Source organism: Sphingomonas panni, assembly GCF_022664435.1.
Classification (GTDB): Bacteria; Pseudomonadota; Alphaproteobacteria; order Sphingomonadales; family Sphingomonadaceae; genus Sphingomonas; species Sphingomonas panni.
This window is the reverse complement of record NZ_JAKREU010000002.1, coordinates 239,358-263,117: the sequence shown is the minus strand read 5'-3', so window position 1 is coordinate 263,117 and position 23,760 is coordinate 239,358. Positions and strand designations below refer to the sequence as shown.

The 23,760-nt window shown below is 64.7% G+C and carries 27 protein-coding genes; 26 read left to right on the top strand and 1 reads right to left on the bottom strand.

Going from position 1 to position 23,760, the window contains the following annotated elements; translation table 11 throughout:
• Nucleotides 1-104 precede the first annotated feature (104 nt).
• The 12 genes from tkt to MF609_RS05920 all read left to right on the top strand — a co-directional run bounded on the left by tkt (nucleotide 105) and on the right by MF609_RS05920 (nucleotide 10,866).
• Nucleotides 105-2,084, top strand: coding sequence for a transketolase (gene tkt / locus MF609_RS05975; protein WP_242415379.1), 1,980 nt, complete (start codon nucleotides 105-107; stop codon nucleotides 2,082-2,084).
• Nucleotides 2,085-2,096: 12 nt separating this feature from the next.
• Nucleotides 2,097-3,104, top strand: coding sequence for a type I glyceraldehyde-3-phosphate dehydrogenase (gap, locus tag MF609_RS05970; protein ID WP_242415378.1), 1,008 nt, complete (start codon nucleotides 2,097-2,099; stop codon nucleotides 3,102-3,104).
• 4 nt (nucleotides 3,105-3,108) lie between these two features.
• Entirely contained in the window at nucleotides 3,109-3,570 is a 462-nt protein-coding gene (locus MF609_RS05965) for an MOSC domain-containing protein (protein WP_242415377.1), read from the top strand.
• Nucleotides 3,571-3,633: 63 nt separating this feature from the next.
• Nucleotides 3,634-4,824 carry a phosphoglycerate kinase gene (locus MF609_RS05960; protein ID WP_242415376.1) on the top strand — a complete coding sequence of 397 codons (1,191 nt, stop codon included), beginning with the start codon at nucleotides 3,634-3,636 and terminating at the stop codon, nucleotides 4,822-4,824.
• A gap of 214 nt (nucleotides 4,825-5,038) precedes the next feature.
• Nucleotides 5,039-5,275: a ribbon-helix-helix protein, CopG family gene (locus tag MF609_RS05955; protein ID WP_055755878.1), complete on the top strand. Its 237-nt coding sequence runs from the start codon at nucleotides 5,039-5,041 to the stop codon at nucleotides 5,273-5,275.
• An 8-nt stretch (nucleotides 5,276-5,283) separates the two neighbouring features.
• Nucleotides 5,284-5,598, top strand: a complete 315-nt coding sequence (locus MF609_RS05950; protein ID WP_055783924.1) for a type II toxin-antitoxin system PemK/MazF family toxin — start codon at nucleotides 5,284-5,286, stop codon at nucleotides 5,596-5,598.
• Between the two features lie 28 nt (nucleotides 5,599-5,626).
• A complete protein-coding gene (locus MF609_RS05945) occupies nucleotides 5,627-6,532 on the top strand; it encodes a fructose bisphosphate aldolase (RefSeq protein WP_242415375.1) in 906 nt (301 codons plus the stop codon).
• 449 nt (nucleotides 6,533-6,981) lie between these two features.
• Nucleotides 6,982-7,668 carry a thiamine phosphate synthase gene (gene thiE, locus MF609_RS05940; RefSeq protein ID WP_242415374.1) on the top strand — a complete coding sequence of 229 codons (687 nt, stop codon included), beginning with the start codon at nucleotides 6,982-6,984 and terminating at the stop codon, nucleotides 7,666-7,668.
• Nucleotides 7,669-7,723: 55 nt separating this feature from the next.
• Nucleotides 7,724-8,716: a L,D-transpeptidase family protein gene (locus tag MF609_RS05935; RefSeq protein WP_242415373.1), complete on the top strand. Its 993-nt coding sequence runs from the start codon at nucleotides 7,724-7,726 to the stop codon at nucleotides 8,714-8,716.
• Between the two features lie 10 nt (nucleotides 8,717-8,726).
• Nucleotides 8,727-9,320: a peptidoglycan DD-metalloendopeptidase family protein gene (locus tag MF609_RS05930; protein WP_242415372.1), complete on the top strand. Its 594-nt coding sequence runs from the start codon at nucleotides 8,727-8,729 to the stop codon at nucleotides 9,318-9,320.
• Between the two features lie 38 nt (nucleotides 9,321-9,358).
• Nucleotides 9,359-9,922 carry an elongation factor P gene (efp, locus tag MF609_RS05925; RefSeq protein ID WP_055783931.1) on the top strand — a complete coding sequence of 188 codons (564 nt, stop codon included), beginning with the start codon at nucleotides 9,359-9,361 and terminating at the stop codon, nucleotides 9,920-9,922.
• Nucleotides 9,923-10,050: 128 nt separating this feature from the next.
• Nucleotides 10,051-10,866, top strand: coding sequence for an inositol monophosphatase family protein (locus MF609_RS05920; protein ID WP_242415371.1), 816 nt, complete (start codon nucleotides 10,051-10,053; stop codon nucleotides 10,864-10,866).
• A 39-nt stretch (nucleotides 10,867-10,905) separates the two neighbouring features.
• Here MF609_RS05920 and MF609_RS05915 read toward each other — a convergent pair whose 3' ends face one another.
• Complete coding sequence (locus MF609_RS05915) at nucleotides 10,906-11,373, bottom strand: YbjN domain-containing protein (protein WP_242415370.1); 468 nt, start codon at nucleotides 11,371-11,373, stop codon at nucleotides 10,906-10,908.
• 174 nt (nucleotides 11,374-11,547) lie between these two features.
• Here MF609_RS05915 and ndhC point away from each other — a divergent pair, with 174 nt between their 5' ends.
• The 14 genes from ndhC (at nucleotide 11,548) to nuoL (ending at nucleotide 23,751) form a co-directional block, all read left to right on the top strand.
• A complete protein-coding gene (gene ndhC, locus MF609_RS05910) occupies nucleotides 11,548-11,922 on the top strand; it encodes an NADH-quinone oxidoreductase subunit A (RefSeq protein WP_242415369.1) in 375 nt (124 codons plus the stop codon).
• Entirely contained in the window at nucleotides 11,913-12,482 is a 570-nt protein-coding gene (locus tag MF609_RS05905) for a NuoB/complex I 20 kDa subunit family protein (RefSeq protein WP_242415368.1), read from the top strand. Before ndhC ends, MF609_RS05905 begins: the two co-directional genes overlap by 10 nt.
• Entirely contained in the window at nucleotides 12,479-13,336 is an 858-nt protein-coding gene (locus tag MF609_RS05900) for an NADH-quinone oxidoreductase subunit C (protein ID WP_242415367.1), read from the top strand. Before MF609_RS05905 ends, MF609_RS05900 begins: the two co-directional genes overlap by 4 nt.
• The gene (locus tag MF609_RS05895) at nucleotides 13,336-14,559 is read left to right on the top strand and encodes an NADH-quinone oxidoreductase subunit D (protein ID WP_242415366.1); all 1,224 of its coding nucleotides are present in this window, start codon (nucleotides 13,336-13,338) and stop codon (nucleotides 14,557-14,559) included. Before MF609_RS05900 ends, MF609_RS05895 begins: the two co-directional genes overlap by 1 nt.
• Nucleotides 14,547-14,888 (top strand): nuclear transport factor 2 family protein, encoded by a 342-nt coding sequence (locus tag MF609_RS05890; protein WP_419723058.1) that lies wholly within the window; start codon nucleotides 14,547-14,549, stop codon nucleotides 14,886-14,888. The genes MF609_RS05895 and MF609_RS05890 overlap by 13 nt, the downstream gene beginning before the upstream one ends.
• A complete protein-coding gene (locus MF609_RS05885) occupies nucleotides 14,888-15,580 on the top strand; it encodes a complex I 24 kDa subunit family protein (RefSeq protein ID WP_242415365.1) in 693 nt (230 codons plus the stop codon). Before MF609_RS05890 ends, MF609_RS05885 begins: the two co-directional genes overlap by 1 nt.
• Entirely contained in the window at nucleotides 15,577-15,747 is a 171-nt protein-coding gene (locus MF609_RS05880) for a hypothetical protein (RefSeq protein WP_242415364.1), read from the top strand. Before MF609_RS05885 ends, MF609_RS05880 begins: the two co-directional genes overlap by 4 nt.
• 2 nt (nucleotides 15,748-15,749) lie before the next feature.
• The gene (gene nuoF / locus MF609_RS05875; RefSeq protein ID WP_242415363.1) at nucleotides 15,750-17,054 is read left to right on the top strand and encodes an NADH-quinone oxidoreductase subunit NuoF; all 1,305 of its coding nucleotides are present in this window, start codon (nucleotides 15,750-15,752) and stop codon (nucleotides 17,052-17,054) included.
• Nucleotides 17,054-19,069 (top strand): NADH-quinone oxidoreductase subunit NuoG, encoded by a 2,016-nt coding sequence (gene nuoG / locus MF609_RS05870; RefSeq protein WP_242415362.1) that lies wholly within the window; start codon nucleotides 17,054-17,056, stop codon nucleotides 19,067-19,069. Before nuoF ends, nuoG begins: the two co-directional genes overlap by 1 nt.
• The gene (gene nuoH / locus MF609_RS05865) at nucleotides 19,066-20,121 is read left to right on the top strand and encodes an NADH-quinone oxidoreductase subunit NuoH (protein WP_242415361.1); all 1,056 of its coding nucleotides are present in this window, start codon (nucleotides 19,066-19,068) and stop codon (nucleotides 20,119-20,121) included. Before nuoG ends, nuoH begins: the two co-directional genes overlap by 4 nt.
• The gene (gene nuoI, locus MF609_RS05860; protein ID WP_055755909.1) at nucleotides 20,118-20,603 is read left to right on the top strand and encodes an NADH-quinone oxidoreductase subunit NuoI; all 486 of its coding nucleotides are present in this window, start codon (nucleotides 20,118-20,120) and stop codon (nucleotides 20,601-20,603) included. Before nuoH ends, nuoI begins: the two co-directional genes overlap by 4 nt.
• Nucleotides 20,604-20,715: 112 nt before the next feature.
• Nucleotides 20,716-21,327, top strand: coding sequence for an NADH-quinone oxidoreductase subunit J (locus MF609_RS05855; protein WP_055820101.1), 612 nt, complete (start codon nucleotides 20,716-20,718; stop codon nucleotides 21,325-21,327).
• Nucleotides 21,324-21,629: an NADH-quinone oxidoreductase subunit NuoK gene (gene nuoK / locus MF609_RS05850; RefSeq protein WP_055755914.1), complete on the top strand. Its 306-nt coding sequence runs from the start codon at nucleotides 21,324-21,326 to the stop codon at nucleotides 21,627-21,629. Before MF609_RS05855 ends, nuoK begins: the two co-directional genes overlap by 4 nt.
• 34 nt (nucleotides 21,630-21,663) lie before the next feature.
• Nucleotides 21,664-23,751: an NADH-quinone oxidoreductase subunit L gene (gene nuoL, locus MF609_RS05845; RefSeq protein ID WP_242415360.1), complete on the top strand. Its 2,088-nt coding sequence runs from the start codon at nucleotides 21,664-21,666 to the stop codon at nucleotides 23,749-23,751.
• Nucleotides 23,752-23,760: the final 9 nt, after the last annotated feature.

The window sequence follows — 23,760 nt, the reverse complement described above, 5'->3', positions numbered from 1 at the left end:
TCCTTGCTATACATGTTAAACAAGCCTTGGGTTTGGCGGTTGACTGATCGGCGTGACGGTTCCAAAGGCTCGCGCAACCCCAGTAGCGCCCAACAGGAGTGCGCGTGACCATATCCCAGCTCGAACTCGCCAACGCCATCCGCGTTTTGTCGATGGACGCGGTGGAGGCCGCCAATTCGGGGCATCCCGGTATGCCGATGGGCATGGCCGATGTCGCCACCGTCCTCTGGTCCAAATTCCTGAAATTCGATCCGGCCGATCCGCACTGGGCCGACCGCGACCGCTTCGTCCTGTCGGCGGGCCATGGATCGATGCTGATCTATTCGCTCCTCCACCTGACCGGCTATGCCAAGCCGACCATTCAGGACATTGCGAACTTCCGCAAGCTCGGCAGCCCCTGCGCCGGCCACCCGGAGAATTTCGAACTGCCCGGCATCGAATGCACCACCGGCCCGTTGGGGCAGGGGCTGGCGATGGCGGTCGGCATGGCGACCGCCGAGCGTCACCTGAACACCGTGTTCGGCGACGATCTGGTCGATCACCGCACCTGGGTGATCGCCGGCGACGGCTGCCTGATGGAAGGGATCAACCACGAAGCGATCGGCCTTGCCGGCCACCTGAAGCTCGGTCGCCTCAACGTCCTGTGGGACGATAACCGCATCACCATCGACGGCTCGACCGACCTGTCGACCAGCGAAGACGTATCGGCCCGCTACGCCGCGACCGGCTGGCATGTCGTTGCCTGCGACGGCCACGACTTCGCCGACATCGAGCGCGCGCTCGCCGAAGCCGCCGCCGATCCGCGCCCATCGCTCGTCCGCTGCCGCACGATCATCGGCAAGGGCGCGCCGAACAAGGGCGGCAGCCACAAGGTCCATGGCGCGCCGCTGGGCGCCGAGGAAATCCTCGCCACCCGCGCCGCCCTGTTGTGGGAGCACGAAGCCTTCCACCTGCCCGAGGCACTCACCGACGCGTGGAAGGAAATCGGTTCGCGCGGGGCGTCTGTCCATGCCGACTGGAACAGCCGCCTGTCGGCTCATGCCGACCGTGCGGAATTCGAACGCCGCATGGCCAACAAGCTGCCCGAAGGCTGGTCTCTGAAAGGCCATATCGACGGCCTGATCGCCGAGCCGAAGAAGATCGCGACCCGCGTCGCATCCTCGCTGGCACTGGAAGCGATCAACGCCTCGCTGCCCGAAACCATCGGCGGCTCGGCCGATCTGACGCCCTCGAACAATACCCAGACCAAGGCGCAGGTCGCGCTGACGGCGGAGGATTATTCGGGTCGCTACATCCATTACGGCATCCGCGAATTTGGTATGTCGGCGGCGATGAACGGCATGGCGCTGCACGGCGGCGTGCTGGCCTATGGCGGCACCTTCCTGGTGTTCGCCGACTATGCCCGTCCGGCGATCCGCCTGTCGGCATTGCAGAATGCCGGCGTCGTCTATGTCATGACCCATGATTCGATCGGTCTGGGTGAGGACGGCCCGACCCACCAGCCGATCGAACATGTGATGAGCCTGCGCATCATCCCCGGCCTCGACGTCTATCGTCCCGCCGATGCGGTCGAGACGGCGGAATGCTGGGAACTGGCGGTACAGCGCCGCGACGGCCCGTCGCTGCTAGCTTTGTCGCGCCAGAACCTGCCGCAGCTGCGTACGGAGTCGGGCGAGAATCGCAGCGCCAAGGGTGCGTACCGCCTGAAGGCCGCCGAGGCCGACCGCCGCGTCATCCTGATCGCGACCGGTTCGGAGGTCGAGATCGCCATCGGCGTCGCGCAGCAGCTGGAGGCGAAGGGCATCGGCGCCGATGTCGTGTCGATGCCGTGCTGGTCGCGCTTCGATGCGCAGGACGCCGCCTATCGCGAGGACGTCCTGCCGCACGCTCGCCCGGACGACATTCTGCGCGTCTCGATCGAGGCGGGCACGACCATCGGCTGGGAACGCTATACCATGGTCGATGGTCTGCGCTTCGGCATCGACCGGTTCGGCGCATCGGCCCCGGCCGACAAGCTCTATGACTATTTCGGACTGACCGCCGATGCCATCACCGCAAAGGTGCTGGCGCGGCTTGGTAACTGAGGAGACGCGGATATGACGAAAGTAGCGATCAACGGGTTCGGACGCATCGGCCGTCTGGTGGCGCGCGCGATCCTCGAACGGCCCGACAGCGGGCTGGAACTGGTGACGATCAACGACCTGGCGGATGCCAAGTCGAACGCGTGGCTGTTCAGCCGCGATTCGGTCCACGGCAAGTATCCGGGCGACGTCGCTGCCGAAGGCGACGATCTGGTCATCGACGGCAAGCGCATCCGCGTGACCGCCGAGCGTGATCCCGCCAACCTGCCGCACAAGGAACTGGGCGTCGAGCTGGTCCTCGAATGCACCGGCTTCTTCACCGACCGCACGTCGTGCCAGAAGCATATCGACGCCGGTGCCAAGCGCGTGCTGATCTCGGCACCGGGCAAGAATGTCGACCTGACCGTCGTCTACGGCGTCAACCACGACAAGCTCGAAGCCGGCCACACCATCGTGTCGAACGCGTCGTGCACCACCAACTGCCTCGCGCCGGTCGCCAAGGTGCTGAACGATTCGATCGGCATTGAACGCGGCCTAATGACCACGATCCACGCCTATACCAACGATCAGAAGATCCTCGACCAGATCCACCCGGATCTGCGCCGCGCCCGTGCTGCCGCGATGTCGATGATCCCGACCACCACCGGTGCCGCCCGCGCCGTCGGTGAAGTGCTGCCCGAACTGAAGGGGCGTCTCGACGGTTCGGCGGTTCGCGTGCCGGTGCCGGACGGCAGCCTCGTCGACCTGACCTTCACGCCGAAGCGCGACACGACCAAGGACGAAGTGAACGCGATCCTCAAGGCGGCGTCGGAATCGGGTCCGCTGAAGGGCGTGCTGGTCTTCTCGGACGAACCGCTCGTCTCGATCGACATCGTCCATACGCCCGCTTCGTCGACCGTCGACAGCCTGGAAACGGCCGTGCTCGACGGCAAGCTGGTCCGCGTCGTGTCGTGGTACGACAATGAATGGGGCTTCTCGAACCGCATGGTCGACACCGCGACCGCGATGGCGAAGCTGGGCTGACCCGGTGGCGGGCGGTGTTCTCCGGGGTATCGCCCGCCACGCCTTTTCGCGCGGGCCGATCGAACTGGTGCAGACGGTGCGCGTCACCGTCGAAACCGGCATCGACGGCGACTTTCGCGGCGCGCTGAAGCCGGGTCGCAACAAGCGGCAGGTGTCGCTGATGGAAGTCGGCGACTGGGCGCAGGCGATGACACTGATCGGCCACGAACTGCCGTGGTGGGAACGCCGCGCGAACCTGCTGGTCGAGGATTTCGACCTGCCGCAGACGACTGGCGTGCACATTCGCGTAGGCGAGGTATTGCTGCAGATCACCAAGGAATGCGATCCGTGCAGCCGCATGGAGACGATCGCCGAGGGCCTGCGCGCCGCACTCACCCCCGACTGGCGCGGCGGCGCGCTGGCGCAGGTGATCGAAGGCGGCATGATCCGCGTCGGCGACACGATCGATATTGAACAAGCCCGTTAGGGTCGCGGCTTCGGGAGGCGTTCTCGATGCTGCTCGAACCGGACGGCATTTGGGAGCGAAGACATGAGCCGTAATTTCAAGACGCTCGACGATATGGGCGACCTCACCGGCAAGCGCGTGCTGGTCCGCGAGGATCTGAACGTGCCGATGGCCGATGGCGCCGTTACCGACGACACCCGCCTGCGGGCGACCATCGGTACCGTCACCGAACTGGCCGATCGCGGCGCGATCGTCCTGATCCTCGCCCATTTCGGCCGGCCGAAGGGTAACCCGAGCCCTGAATTCTCGCTGTCGCAAGTCGTCCGCCCGCTGGGTGCCGTGCTGGGCCGCGAAGTCCGCTATGTCGACTGGGAAGGGGCCGAGGCGAATGTCGCGACGCTCAATCCCGGCGACATCGCCGTCCTCGAAAACACCCGCTTCTTCGGCGGCGAGGAAAAGAACGATCCCGCAGTCATCGACCGGTTCGCATCGCTTGGCGACATGTACGTCAACGACGCCTTCTCCGCCGCCCACCGTGCCCACGCCTCGACCGAAGGGCTGGCGCACAGGCTTCCCGCCTTTGCCGGGCGGCAGATGGAGGCCGAACTCGACGCGCTGGACAAGGCGCTGGGCAATCCGCAGCACCCGGTCGCGGCGGTCGTCGGAGGAGCGAAGGTGTCGTCGAAGCTCGACGTGCTGAAGCACCTCGTCACCCGGGTCGACCATCTCATCATCGGTGGCGGCATGGCCAACACCTTCCTCGCCGCGCGCGGGGTCGATGTCGGCAAGTCGCTGTGCGAACACGACCTGACCGGCACCGCCGACGAAATCTTCGACGCGGCGGACAAGGCCGGCTGCACCATCCACCTGCCGTACGACGTGGTGGTGGCAAGGGAGTTCAAGCCGAACCCCGCGACGCGCACCGTCAACGTCCATGAAGTCGCCGCCGACGAAATGATCCTCGACGTCGGCCCCGCCGCGACCGAGGCGCTGGGCGACGTGCTGAAGAACTGCCGGACCCTGGTGTGGAACGGGCCGATGGGCGCGTTCGAAACCCCGCCGTTCGACGTGGCGACGGTGTCGCTCGCAAAGACGGCGGCGGCGCTGACCGCCGACGGTTCGCTGGTCTCGGTCGCCGGCGGTGGCGACACCGTCGCCGCGCTCAACCAGGCCGGGGTGAGCGACCAGTTCAGCTTCATCTCGACCGCCGGCGGTGCCTTCCTCGAATGGATGGAGGGCAAGGAACTGCCCGGCGTCGCCGCGTTGATCCGGTAGGCCCCAAGCTTCTCCTCAAACTCGTACCCCGGCGAAGGCCGGGGTCCAGTTACGGAACGACCGCGTTTGTGAAACGAAGGTTGCCCAACTGGACCCCGGCCTTCGCCGGGGTACGGCGTTTTGAGGCGGAATACTGCTGACAACCCCAACAACCCGCTTGATCCCACCCCCAACCCCCGCTACCCGTTCAACACGTTAAACGAAGGGTAGGGCGTTGCTAGGGGTACGACTCGACACCGAACTGGAGGAGCGGCTCGCCAATGTCGCCCGGTCGCAGGGGCGATCGAAGAGCGACATCGCCCGCGATGCCGTGCGCCGCTATGTCGAGCTGCACGACGAAGCCTTTCGCGCCGAAGCCCGCCGCCAATCCGAGCGCGCCGCCGCGCGCGACGACGGGGCCGACTGGGCCTTTTTCGACCGGGTCGAAGCGGAGGACGGCCGGTGGAGATAAGGCGCGGCATGATCGTCCTGGTCGAGGGGCCGGGCGACCTGGCGGTGAAGCGCCGCCCCTTCCTGGTCGTGCAATCCGACCTGTTCAACGAAGCGCACGCCTCGGTCACGCTCGTGCCGATGACGAGTCTGACCGGCGGCGAAACGCTGTTCCGCGTGCCGTTCCCCGCGTCCGACACCACCGGCATCTCGGTCGAGAGCGAGGCGCAGGTCGACAAGATCAAGACGCTGCGCCGCAGCCGCGTGGTGCGCGTGCTGGGGCAGGCAGATGCCACCTCGATGGAGCAGGTGGACCAGGCGCTCCGGCGCTGGCTCGCGCTCTGACGCTATTCCAACACCCAAGGGGTCGATCATGAACACCGCTGACATGACTGCGAAGATTGCCGACGGACAAGGGTTCATCGCCGCGCTCGACCAGAGCGGCGGTTCGACGCCGAAGGCGCTGAAGGGCTATGGCGTCGCCGACGATGCATGGGGTTCGGACGAGGAGATGTTCGGCCTGATCCACGACATGCGCGCGCGCATCATCCTCTCGCCTGCCTTCACCGGTTACAAGGTGATCGGCGCGATCCTGTTCGAACGCACGATGGACGGAAAGGCGGGCGGCAAGCCCGTGCCGCAGGCGCTGGCCGACAAGGGCGTCGTGCCCTTCCTGAAAATCGACAAGGGCCTCGAAGACGAAGCCAACGGTGTGCAGCTGATGAAGCCGATGCCAGGCCTGAACGATCTGCTCGCCCGCGCGGCGAAGCTCGGCATCTTCGGCACCAAGGAACGCTCGGTCATCAACCTCGCCAACCGCGAAGGTATCGCCGCCGTCGTACAGCAGCAGTTCGAGGTAGCGCAGCAGGTGATCGCCGCCGGGCTGATGCCGATCATCGAACCCGAAGTGAACATCAAGAGCGCCGAACGCGCCGAGGCCGACCAGATTCTGCTCGACGAAAGCCTCAAGGCGCTCGACGCCATGACCGACGACGACCGCGTGATGCTGAAGCTGTCGCTGCCGGCCAAGCCCGGCCTGTTCCAGCCGCTGGTCGACCATCCGCGCGTCCTGCGCGTCGTTGCGCTGTCGGGTGGCTTCAGCCGAACCGAGGCCTGCGCCGAACTGGCGAAGAACCCGAGCATCATCGCCAGCTTCAGCCGCGCGCTACTCTCCGACCTGCGCCAGCAGATGACCGACGCCGAATTCGATGCGACGCTGGCGCAAGCGATCGACGAAATCCACTGCGCCTCGACACAGAAGGCGCTGCTCGCGGCGTAACGCTTTCCTACAGGTTCCCAGCCATGGCAAAAGGGCATCGGGCGCTCCGGCGCCCGGCGCTCTTTGTCATTGTTCCTCGAACCGACCATCCTGCGTCACCCCGGACTTGATCCGGGGTCCCGCTTCTTCTGTTCGCCAAGGCCGAGTGGCTGACCTAGGCCTGATCGACATTCAGCGCCAATCGTGGATTTCCGTCATTCCCGCGCAGGCGGGAATCCATAGACGCTGCCGCTTCGGCTGGATTCGCGACGTCGGCGCATATCGCCTCCCGCCTGCGCGGGAGTGACGACGGTGAGTGCGTCATCGGCCAATGCGCTGAATGTCGATCGATCCTAATATTAATAGGCACTCGCAACTGCGCGTGCAAAAACGCGGCGAGTGTGAACTTAGTGAACTTTGCCCGCGCGAAACCCTTCCACCCGCCGCCACACTGGGGCAGGGAAGGGCGCATGACCCTCATCGAAGACCCGCTCGGCCCGCTGTCCCCCGATTTCGCGACGCAGTTCGTCCGTGATGTGCGCCGCCCGCCGTGCCAGCTCTACCTGATCTCGCCGCTCGACGTGACCGGCACCTTCCCCGACCGCCTCGCCCGCGCGCTCGACGCCGGACCGGTCGCGGCATTCCAGTTCCGGGTAAAGGACATGGACCAGCACGCCGCCGCACGGCTCGCCGAACCGCTCCAGACGATCTGCGCCGACCATGACGTCGCGTTCATCGTCAATGACAGCATCAGCCTGACCAAGCGGCTGGGTGCCGATGGCGTCCATCTCGGGCAGGACGACGGCGACGCGCGCGAAGCCCGCGACGTGCTTGGCCCCAATGTCCAGATCGGCGTGACCGTCCACGACAGCCGCCACCTTGCGATGGAAGCGGGAGAGGCGGGGGCGGACTATGTCGCCTTCGGTGCTTTCTACCCGACGACGACCAAGCAGGTCGCGCATGTCGCCGACCCGGTGCTGCTGTCGTGGTGGTCGACCGTCTTCGAACTGCCCTGCGTCGCCATCGGCGGGATCACACCCGGCAATGCCGCGCCGCTGGTCGCGGCCGGGGCCGATTTCCTCGCCGTGTCGGGTGCGGTGTGGAACGGCGACGAAGCGGCGGCGGTCCGCGCCTTCGCGGACATCCTCGCCGAGTAAGGATCGTCTGCCAATTCCGGTCGTTATCCTCCCTCAACGATGTTGGGGACGGTGTATGAAGCGGTTGGCTTGGGCAGCACTCATGGTGAGCGGCGTGGCAGTGGCACAGGCACCCGCGCCGACGCCCCAGGCGCCTGCGATCGATCGGACGATCCTCCATGCGCAGGTGCTGCTCGACCGTCACGGCTTCACGACCGGGGTCATCGACGGCAAGGACAGCGCGCTGTTCAAAAAGGCGCTGCGTGGGTTCCAGACCGCGCGCGGCCTGCCCGTAACGGGCAAGCTCGATGCCGCCACCACCCGCGCGCTGAATCCCAACATGCGTCCGGCGACGGTCACGCTGACCCTGTCCGAACGCGCGCTGGCCGGACCCTATACCAATCCGATCCCCAAGGACTATGCCGAGCAGGCGAAGCTGACCACGATCGGCTATCGCTCCCCGCTCGAAAAACTGGCGGAGATGTTCCACACCACGCCCGCCACGCTGGTCGCGCTCAACAGCCGTGAGACGATGCTGCGCCCCGGCACCCGGGTCGTGTTCCCCAATGTCCTGCCCTCGTCGCGCAGCTTCGCCGATACCTGGGCCGGCGACTATCGCCAGACGCTCGCCAATCTGAACGTCGACGCCAACCAGCCGCAGGCCGACCGGGTGGTCGTCGACAAGTCGGAGGGGTGGCTGCGGGCGTACAAGGGCGACAAAATCCTCGCCCAGTTTCCGGCGACGATGGGATCGTCGCACGACCCGCTCCCCATCGGCGAATGGAAGATCCAGGGCGTCGCCCCCAATCCCGACTGGCAGTATAATCCTGCGATCCTGCGCCACGCCGACAAGTCGGACAGCAAGGAGATCGTGCCGCCCGGTCCCAACAATCCGGTCGGCGTCGTCTGGATCGATCTGTCCAAGGAACATTACGGCATACACGGCACTCCCGAGCCGGAGAATATCGGCAAGACAGAGAGCAATGGCTGTATCCGTCTGACCAACTGGGATGCCGCCCGGCTGTCGTTGATGGTGAAGCCCGGCACCCCTGCGATCTTCCAGCCATAGGGGCAGGGCGGTGAACCGGATCGGCTGGACGTTCCTTGCGATCTTCGTGCTGGCCGGCGGCCTCGTTGCGCTGCTGGTCGATTTTGGGGGAGCGTCCGTACCGCCGCTGCGCGCGCTGGCCGATGCTCCGACCCGCCTCGCCGCGCCGCCGCGCTCCGGCCAACTCGTACTGCCGGTGCACGGCGTCGGCTGGTCATCGATTCACGACAGTTTCGGTCAGGAACGTGCCGGGGGCGAGCGTCGGCATACCGGCGTGGACATCATGGCCCCGGCCGGTGCCCCGGTGGTCGCCGCGGCGGCCGGAACGGTCGAGAAGCTCTATTACTCCAATGGCGGCGGCGGGATCACCGCCTATGTCCGGTCGCCCGACCGGCGGTTGAGCTATTACTACGCCCATCTCGCGGCCTATGCCCCGACCCTGCGCGAAGGCGAGAAGGTCCGTGCGGGCGACCCGATCGGCGCGGTCGGCGACAGCGGCAATGCCGGTGCAGGGAACTTCCACCTCCATTTCGGCATCGAGCGCGTCGATCCCGACGAGCCATGGTATCGGGGCCGCGCGATCAATCCCTATCCGCTGCTTGCCCGCGGACGGGCGGAGCGGTAAGGGCGCAGCTTCGCTCTTTCCAACAGGTATGGTTCGTCATGAAGATCAGCGGCGTCGACATTCGCCCCGGCAACATCATCGAATATGAAGGCGGCATCTGGCGCGCGGTGAAGATCCAGCATACGCAGCCGGGCAAGGGCGGCGCCTATATGCAGGTCGAAATGAAGAACCTGCGCGACGGCCGCAAGAACAACGTCCGCTTCCGTTCGGCCGAAACGGTCGAGCGCATCCGCCTCGATACCAAGGACTTCCAGTTCCTGTATCCCGAGGGCGACACGCTCGTCTTCATGGACAAGATCACCTACGACCAGGTGACGCTCGCCCGGGACCTGCTCGGCGACGCCGCCGCGTTCCTGCAGGACGGCATGGACGTCGTCATGGAAATGTATGACGAGGAAGCGATCAGCGTCCAGCTGCCGGACACGATCGAAGCGACGATCGTCGAGGCCGACGCGGTGGTGAAGGGCCAGACGGCATCGTCGTCGTACAAGCCCGCCGTGCTCGACAACGGCGTCCGCGTGATGGTCCCGCCGCATATCGCTGCCGGGACGCGCATCGTCGTGGACGTGTACGAGCAGACATATGTGCGGCGGGCGGATTGAGGCGTAGCGGCAGGACGGAATAGCGGAAGCTATTCCGCTCAGCCGCAAGCCCGGCCGGCGCGCGTAGCTGCGACCGACGACGCGGGCTTTGCCCGTGTCGCTGCAACGAAGTCATAGGAATAGAAGAAATGTCCGCCCAGTCCGGCCTCATCACCGTCCTCGAACGCGCCGTGCGCAAGACCGGCCCGCGCCTGCGCCGCGACTTCGGCGAGGTCCAGCACCTCCAGGTCAGCCGCAAGGGGCCGGCGGACTTCGTGTCGATGGCCGACAAGCGCGCCGAGGAAACGCTGGTCGAGGAACTGCGCAAGGCGCGTCCCGACTGGGGCATGTTGCTGGAGGAAGGCGGCGAGATTGCCGGCGATCCGACTAAGCCGCGCTGGATCGTCGATCCGCTGGATGGCACCACCAACTTCCTGCACGGCATCCCGCATTTCTCGATCTCGGTCGCGGTCGAGGAGCCGAACGGCGCCGGTGGCCGTCCCGAGATCACCACGGCGATGGTCTATAACCCGATTACCGACGAGGGCTTCTGGGCGGAAAAGGGCCGGGGGGCGTGGCTGCAGGGACAACGGCTGCGCGTATCGTCGCGCCGCGACCTGTCGGAGGCGCTGATCGCGACCGGTATCCCGTTCCTCGGGCACGGCAACTTCGCCGAATGGACCCGCATCTTCGGCGCGGTCGCACCCGAAGTGGCCGGTATCCGCCGCTTCGGTTCGGCAGCGCTCGATCTGGCCTATGTCGCTGCCGGTCGCTTCGACGGCTTCTGGGAATCGGGCCTGAAGAAGTGGGACATCGCCGCCGGTCTGCTGCTCGTGAAGGAAGCCGGTGGCTTCGTCACCGATTATCGCGGTGCCGACCGCGCCTATGAGAAGGGCGAAGTGCTGGCCAGCAACGAACAGATTCAGACCCGCCTGCACAAGTTGGTTGCCGGCGCGCTGCGCTGATCGGGTCGGGTGGCGGCGCGGTGCCGCCACCCGCACAAGTCAGAAATCGATCGCCTTCTGGAAATCGCCGAGCAGCGATTCCCACGTCGCGATGTTCGCCTTGAACAGCGCGCTCGACATTCCGCCCTTGTCGAGATCGAGGTCCATTTCGATTCGCGGGTCCTTCTCGTCGTCGAGATAGGCGCGGCCGAACCGGTGTTCGGCGTTCCACTTGTTCATCGTGTCGAGGCTCCGGCCCTTCTTGACGAACCCCGCATAGAATTGGATCGTCTTGCAGTCCTTGTGCTCGGTGCAGTTGTAGAACAGCACGGAGAAGTCGACGCCGGCCGCGCCGCTCTTGATAACCGGATCGCCGACATTGTCCTTCGACAGGGCTGCGCGGTAGCCCGCCTCGCGCAGCGCCGTCATGATCGTCTCGGGCTCCGTGCCCTGCACCGTCTGTGCCGCAGCCGGTACGCTCGCGACCATAGCCGCCACTCCGATGGCGAGTTTCCCCCATGCGTTCATCCCGGTTTCCTCCTCTTTCATACCCGCCGATCAGGCGGAGTCCCCACAATGGCTCGGCATACCGTAGGGCGACCATGAATTGCGAGTGATTCTCACCCTGTTCCGCCCTTGATGGGCCGACGCCATCGTCCTAAAGCCGGCTCCATTCATACCGCAACCGCGAGAGACCCCACCTTGGTCGACCTGTCGCAATATCTGCCGATCCTGATGTTCCTGGGCGTTGCCCTGGTGCTGTCGACGGCCTTCGTCGTGTTGCCCATGGTGGCATCGCGTTTCACCGGCGCGCACAAGCCCACGCCGGAAAAGCTGACCGAATATGAATGCGGCTTCCCCGCGTTCGAGGACTCGCGCAGCCAGTATGACGTCCGCTTCTATCTGGTCGCCATCCTCTTCATCCTCTTCGATCTCGAAGCCGCGTTCCTATATCCCTGGGCAGTCACGGTGTTCGACCTCGGCTGGACGGCGTGGATCTCGATGATGGTGTTCATCGGCGAACTGGCGCTCGGCCTCGTATATGCTTGGAAGATGGGAGCTCTCGAATGGGAGTAGAACTCACGACGCCTCCGCACGGCTTCGGCGCGGGTAACGCCGCCGGCGTGCCGGTGCAGGCGCCCGATCAGGGTTTCTTCAACGACCTGAACGGCGAACTGAACGACAAGGGCTTTCTGGTCACGTCGACCGAGGACCTGTTCCAGTGGGCGCGCACCGGTTCGCTGTGGTGGATGACGTTCGGCCTCGCCTGCTGCGCGGTGGAGATGATTCACGTCAACATGCCGCGCTACGACATGGAGCGTTTCGGTGCCGCGCCGCGCGCTTCCCCGCGCCAGTCGGACGTGATGATCGTCGCCGGCACGCTGTGCAACAAGATGGCGCCGGCGCTGCGTCGCGTGTACGACCAGATGTCGGAACCGAAATACGTCATCTCGATGGGCAGCTGCGCCAATGGCGGCGGCTATTATCATTACAGCTACAGCGTCGTGCGCGGTTGTGACCGCGTGGTGCCGGTCGACATCTATGTCCCCGGCTGCCCGCCGACCGCTGAGGCATTGCTGTATGGCGTGATGCAGTTGCAGCGGAAGATCCGCCGTTCGGGGAGCATCGAACGGTGAAGGCACCCGCACCCCGCTACGCTACGAACGACGGCATCATCGACGCGGCGACCGCCGCGCTCGGTGACATGCTGCTCGATGCGCAGGACAAGGTCGGCGAAGTCTCGCTGACCGTCGATCGCGACCGTCTGGTGATCGCGATGGAGACGCTGCGCGACACGCCCGGCCTGAAGTATGAGATGCTGGCCGAGATCGCCGGCGTCGACTACCCGGAGCGGCCCGAGCGCTTCGACGTCGTCTATCACCTGCTGTCGATGACCCGGAACCACCGCATTCGTGTGCGTGTGACCACCGATGAAGACAAGCCGGTGCCGTCGGTGACGGGCATCTGGTACAATGCCGGTTGGCTCGAGCGCGAAGTGTACGACATGTACGGCGTGCTGTTCACCGGCAATGCCGATCTGCGTCGCATCCTGACCGACTATGGCTTCCGCGGTCATCCGCTGCGCAAGGACTTCCCGCTGACCGGCTATGTCGAGATGCGCTATTCGGAAGAAGCCAAGCGCGTAATCTATGAGCCGGTGAAGCTGGCGCAGGATTTCCGCACCTTCGATTTCATGAGCCCGTGGGAAGGTGCCGAATACGTTCTCCCAGGCGACGAGAAGGCTGCCGAGCCGAAGCCGGCGGTCGGGCAGGCGCCCGGTGCGCCGACGCCCGCGACCGCCGATCAGGTCAAGCGCGCCGTCGACAACGTCAAGGCGGCCGAACCGCAGGTCGATAAGCCGAAGACGACCGACAGCACGGCGGATACCGGTGCCGGCAAGCCGCATCCGGGCATCCAGCCTGAATCGAAGCCGGTCGATCCGGACGTGCCGTCGCCCGACGCGGGCAAGCCGCCGGTGGAGGATAAGTAATGGCCGATTACGACCATCAGATCGACGCCGCCAACCCGACCCCGGGTGACGTCGAGATCCAGAACTACACGATCAACTTCGGTCCGCAGCATCCTGCGGCGCACGGCGTGTTGCGTCTCGTCACCGAACTGGACGGCGAGATCATCGAGCGGATCGACCCCCATGTCGGTCTGCTCCACCGCGGCACCGAAAAGCTGATCGAGTACAAGACATACCAGCAGGCGCTCCCGTACATGGATCGCCTCGACTATTGCTCGCCGCTGTGTATGGAGCATAGCTATGTTCTGGCGGTCGAAAAGCTGCTCGACATCGAGGTCCCGCTGCGGGCGCAGTATCTGCGCGTGTTCTTTGCGGAGCTGACCCGCATCTGCAATCACATGCTGAACCTCGGCTCGCACGTGATGGACGTCGGCGCGATGACGCCGAACCTGTGGATGTTCGAAATCCGCGAAGACTGCATGGGCTTTTTCGAGCGTATGTCGGGCGCGCGGATGCATCACAACTATCTGCGTCCCGGCGGCGTCCATCAGGACGTGCCGCTCAAGCTGCTGACCGACATCGCGGAATGGCTCGATACGCGCCTGCCGCGCCTGTTCGGCGACGCGATCAGCCTGGTCGCGGAAAACCGCATCTTCAAGCAGCGCAACGTCGACATCGCGATCGTCAGCCGTGAAGACGCGGTGCGCTGGGGCTTCTCCGGCCCGATGATCCGTGGCGCGGGCATTCCGTGGGACATCCGCAAGGCACAGCCCTACGACGCCTATGACCGGGTCGAGTTCGACGTGCCGGTCGGCACCCGTGGCGACTGCTACGACCGGTTCATGGTCCGGGTCGAGGAGGTATGGCAGTCGGCGCGCATCATGAAGCAGTGTCTGGCGCAGATGCCGGAAGGGCCGATCGCGTCGTCGGACCGCAAGGTCGTGCCGCCCAAGCGCGGCGAAATGAAGCAGTCGATGGAAGCGCTGATCCATCACTTCAAGCTGTACACCGAGGGCTTTCACGTGCCCGCCGGCGAAGTCTATGTCGCGACCGAAAGTCCCAAAGGCGAATTCGGCATCTACATGGTGTCCGACGGCAGCAACAAGCCGTACCGCGTGAAGATCCGGCCGACGGCGTTCAGCCATTTGCAGGCAATGGACTTCATGTCGAAGGGCCACATGCTCGCCGACATCACCGCGATCCTGGGCGCGATGGATATCGTGTTCGGGGAGTGCGACCGTTGAGCCGTCTCGAAACCGTGATGGCGATGATGGAACGCTACAATGCGCGTGACGCGGGCGGCTATGCGGCCTTCTTCGCCGACGATGGCTGCGAGGCGCAGTATCGCGGCGACGTGGTGCGCGACGGGCGTGCGGGTGTTGAAAGCGGCATGGCGGCGGTCTTCGCCGAGTTTCCGCAGAACCAGGCCGAAGTGCTGCAATCGTTCGAACTGGGCGAGCGCGTAGTACTGCACGAGCGCGTGCGTCGCTCGCCCGATGCCGCACCGTTCGACGTGATGACCGTCTATTCGTTCAGCGGCGACAAGGTCAGCCGCGTGGAGTTCATTCGCTGATGGCCGACGCCCCCAACATCCCCGACGAAGCCGAGGTCCGCGCGCGCTGGGGCAATTTTGCCTGGACGCCGGCCAATGCCGAAAAGGCGCGTGAGATCGTCGCGCGCTATCCCGAAGGTCGGCAGCAGTCGTGCACCATCCCGTTCCTCGACCTCGCGCAGCGTCAGGTCGGCGCGGAAACGCACACCCAGGGCTGGTTGCCGGTGCCGGTGATCGAGTTCATCGCTCGCGAACTGGGCATGGCCTATATGCGGGTGTACGAGGTCGCGACCTTCTACACGATGTTCAACCTGGCGCCGGTCGGTCGCTATCATGTGCAGGTGTGCGGCACGACGCCGTGCATGTTGCGCGGATCGGACGATGTGTTCGCCGCGTGCAAGAATCGTGGCCTGATGAAGGGCAAGACCACGCCCGACGGGCTGTTCACGCTGACCGAGGTCGAGTGCATGGGCAATTGTGCCTCGGCACCGATGGTCCAGATCAACGACGATAATTACGAAGATTTGGACTATGATCGCATGACCGCGATCCTCGAAGCGTTGGGCAAGGGCGAGACGCCGAAGCCCGGTACGCAGGAACCCGGTCGCCACACCGTCGAGCCGGTCGGCGAACCGACGAACCTCGTCGCGATGATGACCGAAAATCACGATTACCGGCCCGAATGGGGCAACGCCCAAGGTTCGGTCGCGTGAGGGCGCTGGGCAGCCTGTTGATCGCGATCCTCGTCGGGATCGTCGTGTTGTGGATCGCGCTGCAACTGTTCGTCGGCGCGTTGAAGCTGCTCGGCATCGCCATCGGGATCGCGGCCATGGTTGCCGTTTATTTCATCGCCGAAAAGGCGATCGGGAAGGGACGATAAGGATGCTGGCCGACAAGGATCGCATCTTCACCAACGTGTACGGGTTCCAGCCATGGAACCTCGACGCCGCTGTGATGCGCGGCGACTGGGACAATACCAAGGCGCTGTTGCAGCTTGGCCCGGATACGATCATCGATCGGATCAAGGCGTCGGGCCTGCGCGGGCGCGGCGGGGCAGGGTTCCCGACCGGCACCAAATGGTCGTTCATGCCCAAGGCGCCGAAGCCCGACCGGCCGAACTTCCTGGTCATCAACGCCGACGAATCCGAACCGGGTTCGTGCAAGGACCGCGAGATCATCCGCCACGATCCGCACAAGCTGATCGAAGGCGCGCTGGTCGCCGGCTTCGCGATGCGCGCGCGTGCCGCGTACATCTACATTCGCGGCGAATATATCCGCGAGGCAGAGACGCTGTTCGCGGCGATCGCGGAGGCTTATGCCAAAGGGCTGCTGGGCAAGAATGCCTGCGGGTCGGGCTATGACTTCGACGTCTTCGCCCATCGCGGCGCGGGCGCGTACATCTGCGGCGAAGAAACCGCGATGCTCGAAAGCCTCGAGGGCAAAAAGGGGCAGCCGCGCCTGAAGCCGCCCTTCCCGGCCGGGGCCGGCCTCTATGGCTGCCCGACTACGGTCAACAACGTCGAATCGATCGCGGTCGTGCCGACGATCCTGCGCCGGAGCCCCGAATGGTTCGCGAGCTTCGGCAACGAGAACAACAAGGGCACCAAGCTCTTCCAGATCAGCGGGCACGTAAACCGTCCCTGCGTGGTCGAGGAAGCGATGAGCATCCCGTTCCGCGAGCTGATCGAAAAGCATTGCGGCGGCATTCGCGGTGGCTGGGACAACCTGCTGTGCGTCATCCCCGGCGGTTCGTCGGTGCCTCTGGTGAAGGCCGAGCATATTATCGACGCTCCGATGGACTTCGATGGCCTCAAGGCGGTCGGGTCGGGCCTCGGTACCGCCGCCGTGATCGTCATGGACAAGTCGACCGACGTCGTCCGCGCGATCAGCCGGTTGTCGTACTTCTACAAGCATGAGAGCTGCGGCCAATGCACGCCGTGCCGCGAGGGCACCGGTTGGATGTGGCGAGTGATGGAGCGGCTGCGCACCGGCGATGCCGACCTGTCGGAAATCGACACGTTGCAGCAGGTGACCAAGCAGGTCGAAGGCCACACCATCTGCGCGCTGGGCGACGCGGCGGCTTGGCCGATCCAGGGCCTCATCAAGAACTTCCGCCCCGAACTCGAGCGGCGGATCAATGAAAAGCGCGGCGGTGGCACGTCGCCCATGATGGAAGCGGCCGAATAATGCCCAAGGTCAAAGTCGATGGGATCGAGGTCGAGGTGCCGCAGGGTGCCACCGTCCTCCAGGCATGCGAAGCGGCGGGCAAGGAAATCCCGCGCTTCTGCTATCACGAGCGGCTGTCGATCGCCGGCAATTGCCGAATGTGTCTGGTCGAGGTGAAGCCGGGACCGCCCAAGCCGCAGGCTTCGTGCGCGCTGCCCGCCGCCGACAATCAGGAAATCCGCACCGACAGCGCGATGGTGAAGGCCGCGCGCGAAGGCGTGATGGAATTCCTGCTCATCAACCACCCGCTCGACTGCCCGATCTGCGATCAGGGCGGCGAGTGCGACCTGCAGGACCAGTCGGTCGCCTATGGTCGCGGCCAGTCGCGCTATGACGAGAACAAGCGCGCGGTCACCGAGAAATATATGGGTCCGATCGTCAAGACGGTCATGACCCGCTGCATCCAATGCACGCGCTGCATCCGTTTTGCGGAAGAGGTCGCGGGCGTGGAGGAAATCGGCGCGATCTATCGCGGCGAGAACATGCAGATCACGTCGTATCTCGAACAGGCGGTGACGAGCGAACTGTCGGGCAACGTCGTCGACCTGTGCCCGGTCGGTGCGCTGACGTCCAAGCCCTATGCGTTCGAAGCGCGTCCGTGGGAGCTGAAGAAGACGCTCGCCATCGACGTGATGGATGCGGTCGGCACCAACATACGTCTCGACAGCCGGGGTCGGCAGGTGCTGCGCTGCGTGCCGCGCATCAACGAAGACGTGAACGAGGAATGGGCGCACGACAAGACGCGCCACGCCGTCGATGGGTTGGTCCGCCGTCGCCTCGACAAGCCGTTCGTCCGCAAAGATGGCAAGCTGGTCGCGGCGGAGTGGGACGAAGCGTTCGCGGCGATCGCGGCGGTCAATGCCGGTTCGTCGGTCGCGGCCATCGCCGGCGATCTGCTCGATTGCGAGACGATGTTCGCGGCCAAGGCGCTGGTGAACGCGCTTGGATCGTCGCTGCTCGAAGGGCGGCAGACGGGCATGGCCTATGACGTCACCAATCTCGGCGCGGTCGCGTTCAACACGACGATTGCGGGGATCGAGGACGCCGATGCGATCCTGCTTGTCGGCACCGACCTGCGCCACGAAGCGCCGCTCATCAACACCCGCGTCCGCAAGGCGATCAAGAAGGGCGCACGCGTCTTCGCCATCGGGCCGGAAATTGACCTGACCTACAAGGTCGAGTGGCTGGGCGACGATCTGGGCCTGCTTAACGGACTCAGCGATCGTGCGGCGGAAGCACTGGACGCGGCGAAGCGTCCGGCAGTGATCGTCGGGCCGGGCGCGCTCAAGGCTGGCCATGGTGCCGCACTCAAGCTGGCGCGTGACGGTAATCTGGTGCGGACGCTGGAAGACGGTTCGAGCTGGAACGGCTTCAACGTGGTTCACACCGCCGCTGCGCGCATGGGCGCCCTGATGCTGGGCTATGCGCAGGCGGGCGGCATCGCCGACATCGTCGCAGCGAACCCGAAGCTGGTGTTCTTCCTGGGTGCGGACGAGGTCGATTTCGGCCAGTTTGCCGGTGCGACCAAGGTCTATGTCGGCCATCATGGCGACAAGGGCGCGGCGGCGGCGGACATCGTCCTGCCGGCTGCGAGCTATGCCGAAAAGGCCGGGACGTACGTGAACCTCGAAGGGCGCGTGCAGCGCGGCGACCGCGCGGTGTTCCCGCCGGGCGACGCGCGTGAGGATTGGACGATCTTCCGCGCGCTGGGCGAAGTGCTGGGCGTGACGCTGCCGTTCGACGATTTCGCCGGCGTGCGCCGTGCGATGACGGCGGCGGTGCCGGCGCTCGGCCAGGAAGGGCTGGTACGTTACGACTGGAACCCGCCGGCGCTCGACGCTAAGGGCGAGGGCAAGGTGACCTATCCGGTCGCCGACTTCTACCTGACCAACGCCATCTGCCGGGCCAGCCCGACGATGCAGCGTTGTTCGGCCGAACTTGTCCATGGCCAGGATTTCGCGGAGGCCGCCGAGTGACCTCGTTCTTCGAAACTACCGTCGGTCTGCCCTATGGCTGGGCGTGGACCGTCGCGACGCTGATCGGCATCCTGGTCATCGCGCTGCCGCTGATGCTGGCGGTCGCGATGATCATCTACGCCGATCGCAAGATTTGGGCAGCGATGGCGCTGCGCCGGGGGCCGAACGTCGTCGGTCCGCTGGGCCTGCTGCAGTCGTTCGCCGACGGCCTGAAGGTGTTCCTGCAGGAAACGATCGTGCCGTCGTCGGCCAATCGTGGCCTGTTCCTGCTCGCGCCGATCATCACCTTTACCGTCGCGCTGATCGTCTGGGCGGTGATCCCGTTCGATGTCGGCGTGGTGGTCGCGGACATCAATGTCGGCCTGCTCTACATTCTCGCGGCATCGTCACTGGGCGTGTACGGCGTCATCATCTCGGGCTGGGCGTCGAACTCGAAATATCCCTTCTATTCGGCGCTGCGTGCCGCCGCGCAGATGGTCTCCTACGAAGTTGCGATCGGGTTCGTGCTGATCTCGGTTGTGCTGTGGGCGGGATCGTTCAACCTGACGACGATCGTGCTGGAACAGCGCGCGCACATCTTCGGCTTCGTCAACGGCTTCGGTTTCAATCCGCTGCTGTTTCCGATGGCGGTCGTGTTCCTGATCTCGTCGCTTGCCGAAACCGCGCGCGCGCCGTTCGACCTGACCGAGGCGGAGTCGGAACTGGTTGCGGGCTACCAGACCGAATATTCGTCGATGGCGTTCGCGCTGTTCTGGCTCGGTGAATATGCCAACGTCATCCTGATGTGTGCGCTCAATGCGCTGCTGTTCTGGGGCGGCTGGCTGCCGCCGGTCGATTGGGCACCGCTCTACTTCGTGCCGGGGATCATCTGGTTCCTGCTGAAGACCTTCTTCTTCTTCTTCGTGTTCAGCTGGATCAAGGCGACGGTGCCGCGGTATCGTTATGATCAGCTGATGCGGCTGGGCTGGAAGATCTTCCTGCCGCTGTCGCTGATCTTCGTCTTCCTCATCTCCGGTTATCTGATGATCGACCGCGTAGGATTGCCGTCATGAGTATCGCCCAGACCATCCGATCGTTCACCCTGTGGGAGTTCGTGAAGGCCCATGCGCTGACGCTGCGGTACTTCTTCAAGCCCAAGGCGACGATCAACTACCCGTATGAGAAGAACCCGCTGAGCCCGCGCTTCCGCGGCGAACATGCGCTGCGCCGCTATCCCAATGGGGAAGAGCGCTGCATCGCGTGCAAGCTGTGCGAGGCGGTGTGCCCGGCACTGGCGATCACGATCGAGGCCGAACCGCGCGAGGACGGCAGCCGCCGCACCACGCGCTACGACATCGACATGACCAAGTGCATCTATTGCGGGCTGTGCCAGGAAGCATGTCCGGTCGATGCGATCGTCGAGGGGCCGAATTTCGAATTCGCCACCGAAACCCGCGAAGAGCTGATCTATCATAAGGACAAGCTGCTCGCGAACGGTGACCGCTGGGAACGCGCGATTGCCGCGAACCTTGCGAGCGACGCGCCCTACCGGTAATGGCGCGCATGTTCCGTACCGGCGCGGGCCGAATGGTCCGTATCGCCGGCAATTCGATTAGCGTTTCGTCCCGCACATCCGCGCGGGGCGGGCAGGGGGAAGAGCAGCGCTCGTGATCCAGACACTCGCCTTCTATCTGTTCGCCACGATCGTGGTGGCATCGGCTGCGTTGACGATCACGTCGCGCAACCCGGTCCATTCGGTGCTGTGGCTGATCCTCGCCTTCTTCAACGCCGCCGGCCTGATGGTGCTGTGCGGCGCCGAATTCATCGCGATGCTGCTGGTCATTGTCTATGTCGGTGCAGTCGCGGTGCTATTCCTGTTCGTCGTGATGATGCTCGACATCGACTTCACCGAACTGCGCGCCGGGTTCGTCCGCTATCTGCCGGCCGGTCTTGCGCTGGCTGTGCTGCTGGCGGTCGAACTGGTCGTTGGTGCCTATGCTTGGACGGCGGCCCGCATCGATCTCGCCAAGCGCATCGCGCCAACCGATGCGGCGGTGCCGAACATCGAGGCGATCGGGCGGCTGCTCTACACGCGCTACCTCTACGTCTTCGAAGGCGTCGGGCTGGTCCTTTTGGTCGCGATGATCGGTGCGATCGTGCTGACGCAGCGCAAGCGCGCGGATGCGAAGGCGCAGAACATCAACCGCCAGATCAACCGTCGCGCCAAGGATGCGATCCGTAACGTCAATCAGCCCATCGGGCAGGGGGTCGAGCTGTGATCGGTCTTACCCATTATCTGGTCGTTGCGGCGATCCTGTTCACGCTTGGCGTGCTGGGAATCTTCCTCAACCGGAAGAACCTGATCGTCATCCTGATGTCGATCGAACTGATCCTGCTGGCGGTGAACATCAATTTCGTAGCCTTCTCGGCGCAGCTGGGCGATCTGGTCGGTCAGATTTTCGCGATGTTCGTGCTGGCGGTTGCCGCGGGCGAGAGCGCGATCGGTCTGGCCATCATGGTCATCTATTTCCGTGGTCGCGGTTCCATCGCGGTCGACGACGTCAACCGGATGAAGGGGTGATGCCGGTGGCTTTTCGGGTTTCGGGGGTGCTTTCGTGAGCGCCATCCATATCGTCGTGTTCCTGCCGCTGCTGGCGTCGATCGTCGCGGGGCTGTCGAACCGCGCCTTCGGCATCGCGGTGCCGAAGATCATCACGACCGCCGGCCTGTTCGTCGCGGCGGCGCTCTCGTGGTCGATCTTCGTTCCGTTCCTCACCGGCGCGGCCCAGGCGAATGTCGCCCCAGTGTCGACCTGGATCCTGTCGGGCGGCATGGACATCGCGTGGGAATTGCGGGTCGATGCGCTGACGGCGGTCATGCTCGTCGTTATCACCAGCGTGTCGGCGCTCGTCCATCTGTATAGCTGGGGCTATATGAGCGAGGACCCCGATCAACCGCGGTTCTTCGCCTATCTCTCGCTGTTTACCTTCGCGATGCTGATGCTCGTGACCGCCAACAACCTGGTGCAGATGTTCTTCGGCTGGGAAGGCGTCGGTCTGGCGTCGTACCTGCTGATCGGTTTCTGGTTCCGCAAGCCGTCGGCCAATGCTGCGGCGATCAAGGCGTTCGTCGTCAACCGCGTCGGTGATCTCGGCTTCATGCTCGGTATTTTCGGCACCTATCTGGTGTTCGGGACGATCTCGATCCCAGCGATCCTGGAGGCCGCGCCGTCGATGGCGGGTTCGACCATCGGCTTCCTGTGGTTCCGTGCCGATACGATGACCGTGCTGTGCCTACTGCTGTTCGTAGGGGCGATGGGCAAGTCGGCGCAGTTGGGTCTCCACACCTGGTTGCCGGACGCGATGGAAGGCCCTACGCCGGTGTCGGCGCTGATCCACGCCGCGACGATGGTCACGGCCGGTGTGTTCATGGTGTGCCGTCTGTCGCCGATGTTCGAAACCTCGCCGACCGCGCTGGCGGTGGTGACGGCGGTCGGTGCCGCCACCTGCCTGTTCGCGGCGACGATCGGCCTCGTTCAGACCGACATCAAGCGTGTCATCGCCTATTCGACTTGTTCGCAGCTAGGCTACATGTTCTTTGCGGCAGGGGTCGGCGCCTATGGCGCGGCGATGTTCCACCTGTTCACCCACGCCTTCTTCAAGGCGCTGCTGTTCCTCGGTGCCGGTTCGGTCATCCATGCGATGCACCACGAACAGGACATGCGCTTCTATGGTGGCCTGCGGAAGCACATCCCGTTGACCTTCTGGGCGATGATGGCGGGCACGCTCGCGATCACCGGTGTCGGCATCTACGAAGTCGGCGGTTTTGCAGGCTATCACTCGAAGGATGCGATCCTCGAAGCGGCATGGGCGGCGGGTCCGCATGGCTATGGTGCCTTCTATGTCGGTACCTTCGCCGCGCTGTTGACCAGCTTCTATTCGTGGCGGCTGATGTTCCTCACCTTCTTCGGCGCACCGCGCTGGGCGGGGTCGGAGCATATCCAGCACGCGGTGCATGATGTGCACGGCCACCATGGCCATGACGATCATGCCCATCCTGACGCGCATCCGGCAGCGGAAGATGCGGGCCATGCCCCGTCGACCCATGACCCGCACGCGAGCGATGTCGTCGAGGGGACCGCAGGCTATCACCCGCATGAAAGCCCGGTCGTCATGCTGATCCCGCTGATTGTGCTGACGGTCGGCGCAGTGGCCGCCGGCTATGTGTTCAACCACTGGTTCATCGGCGGCGATGCGGGCGAAGCCTTCTGGAAGGGTAGCCTGTTCTACAACGAGCATCTGATGCACGCGATGCACGAAGTGCCCATGCTGGTGAAGCTGGCCGCGACGATCGTCATGCTGATCGGTCTCGTAAGTGCGCTCTACGTCTATATCATCCGTCCGGGCACGGCGGCGGCGATCGCGGACACGTTCCGCGTGCTGCACCGCTTCCTGCTCAACAAATGGTATTTCGACGAGCTGTATCACCTGCTGTTCGTCCGCCCTGCGTTCGCGTTCGGCCGCTTCTTCTGGAAGCGTGGCGACGAACAGACCATCAACCGCTTCGGCCCCGACGGGTCGGCGGCGGTGGTCGGCCTGTCGAGCCGCGTCGCGGTACGGATGCAGACCGGCTATCTCTACACCTATGCCTTCGTCATGCTGATCGGCCTGACGGCGGCGGTTACCTGGGCGATCGCGTCGTGATGCGCGGTT